This is a genomic window from Cohaesibacter celericrescens (assembly GCF_002866925.1).
Lineage (GTDB): Bacteria > Pseudomonadota > Alphaproteobacteria > Rhizobiales > Cohaesibacteraceae > Cohaesibacter > Cohaesibacter celericrescens.
Map to the genome: position 1 here is coordinate 1 of NZ_PKUQ01000038.1, position 2,441 is coordinate 2,441.

Annotated in this window: 2 protein-coding genes; both read right to left on the reverse strand. The window is 44.7% G+C overall.

Going from position 1 to position 2,441, the window contains the following annotated elements; translation table 11 throughout:
• Nucleotides 1-31: 31 nt before the first annotated feature.
• Nucleotides 32-1,027 carry a plasmid partitioning protein RepB gene (gene repB / locus C0081_RS16675; protein ID WP_101534992.1) on the reverse strand — a complete coding sequence of 332 codons (996 nt, stop codon included), beginning with the start codon at nt 1,025-1,027 and terminating at the stop codon, nt 32-34.
• Entirely contained in the window at nt 1,027-2,244 is a 1,218-nt protein-coding gene (gene repA / locus C0081_RS16680; RefSeq protein WP_101534993.1) for a plasmid partitioning protein RepA, read from the reverse strand. Before repA ends, repB begins: the two co-directional genes overlap by 1 nt.
• Between the last annotated feature and the right edge of the window lie 197 nt (nt 2,245-2,441).

Below are 2,441 nucleotides of genomic sequence, written 5' to 3' on the forward strand. Positions count from 1 at the left end.
ATTGGCGGGTTTTTCGTTTTTGCAGACTAAGTCATGATTGACTTTCCTTTTTTGCTTCAAACTCTGTTAGCAGCTCAGGCAGACGCTCCACCAGCCAGTTCGCAAAGAGCTTCTCATTTTTCGAAATCAACATTGTTGTGCCATTTGAAGCTTCTTTGATCTGACCAATCACACGACCATCAAACTCGATTGCCGATTGAGTTTTTTCTTTAACGTGCCTTTGCATATTTGAGGCAGCCTCTAGAGCCAAGGTAACTCTCATACTGCTATCAGCCAGTTCAAATTTTTCGGTTTGAATTAGCTTTTTAACGTTATCGACGGATGTCCGATCTTTAAGCAATTCCGCGAGTTTCAACCATTTGGGCCGTCCCACTCCAGGAGCACGCCCAATGGAATGAATTATCTCATGCGGGATTGAGGCTGTTACCTTAAAGAGCATGGAAACCGCCGGTTCAGTGAGACCCATAACAGGACATATAGCTCTGTTATTAAAATCCGCATTTCGGAGCTGGAGTGCCCACATTGCTTGCTCGATCCAACTCAAATTTTCTCTGACACCGTTCTCAAGCGACTGCTCCTGAATTAACTCTCTATCAGTCAACTGCCTGATATGTGCCCTAATTTTGATCGTTTGCGAGGACCCTGCTTCTTCCATTAATCGCTTAATGGCTTCTAGACGACGGAACCCATATGCTAACTGATAACGATCAGAGTAAGCAGGGTGGGGCCTAACCAGAACGGGAATTTTTTGACCTTCCTGCTGAATAGAAACTTTTAGTTCTTCAATCGCATTTTCAAATTCGGGGTCACTGTCAAACCTGTCCTTGAAAGGGGATCTATCAATCTTTGTTGGATCAAGAGATACAATACTATCCTCGGAAAGCTGAGAAAGCGCTTTTCCTACATTTGCAATTACGGGAGAGCTGGCGCGCTTATTTCGTAAGGAAACTGCCTGAGGCATTGAATTATCAGCATCCTTTGACACATCTGCACGATCGGCCATACGGCTTAATATACTCTTTTTCATTATGATCGCCCCCAGTTTTGCTGTATCAAGCCTAGAATTTCACTATTCACACGATCCGAGCTCTCAAGTGCCCGCTTCAGCGCTTCTCGGCCCACCTCTCCGCTTTCCAACTCGTATAGAGATTTTTTCGCAACTGCTGCCCCAGCAATTGCCGTTGACTCCAGAGCTTCAGCAACAAGCACATCATTATCAAATAAACTGCGGATAACACCCGACATGTATTTTTGTGGGCCATCGTTAGGATTCACCCGCGTCAAGAGAAAACGAATGAAGTCATGCTCAAACCGTGCGCCAAATTCAGCCAAAACTTCTGACAAATCAGAAATCATGATTAGAAATTGATTGCAGGATGCTACATCCAACATTGCGGGATGAACTGTCACAATCATTGCTGTTGCTGCATAGAGAGCCGCGAGCGTGGCATAACCAAGGGAAGGAGGCGTGTCGATTACGACTATGTCGTACTTGTCAGAAACTTGGAAAATTGCGTTATTTAGCCTTTCGAAAAAAAGACCCAATTCATCTCGATCCCTTGATGACAAGTTCGCAGGAGTATCGAACTCAAAGTCCATCAATTCAAGATTACCTGGGACCAAATCAATTCCGGTAAAATAAGTTGGACGAATAACATCAGCCAATGACAAGCGCTCGTTATCGTATCGTAAAGCAGCATATGCAGTATCATTGCCCTGTAAATCGAATTCTGGTTGTATTCCAAATACGGAGGTTAATGAAGCTTGAGGGTCGAGATCGATACAAAGAACTCGATACCCTTGCAGCGCGAGATAATGCGCCAGGTGTATAGATGAAGTTGTTTTAGAGCTCCCGCCTTTGAAATTGGCAGTAGCAATAATCTGAAGTTTTTCGCCCTCGCCGCGATGCGGTTTGAACTTAAAAGACTCGTCAGGGCGATGCTCGGCGAGATACTCCCGCAACTCCCAAACTTGATCTAGAGTATAGGTGCGCCTGTTGTTCTCTGCTCGGTTAGGCTGAGGACCTTTGCCTTCCAATGTAAGGTGACGAAGTGTGCTTTCAGGAACACCTAGAAGCCTAACCAGATCAAGCGTTGAAAACGTCTTGGAAAATATCTTTTGGGCCTCAGGAGGATAAACCCGTTCACGCATATCATGCAATTCAGCAGAGAGCTTCGCTGTATACCGATCCATTTTTTTTGCGGTATCATTGCTGCTAACGCCGCTGTATTCGCTCACGTCCATTTTGCGCCCCTAACGGTTTAGACTGCGAATTTCTTGGTATTTCGTTATGTATGCGGTTAGAAAATCGATTCTGCAAGCGATTTTTGGTTAACAATATCTTAACGCACATTGTCCAAGAACTTCACAACTGTGAAGTTTCCAACTGACGTTCTGATTATGCCTACTATGTATGGTGGGCCCACTTTTCGTATTATCTC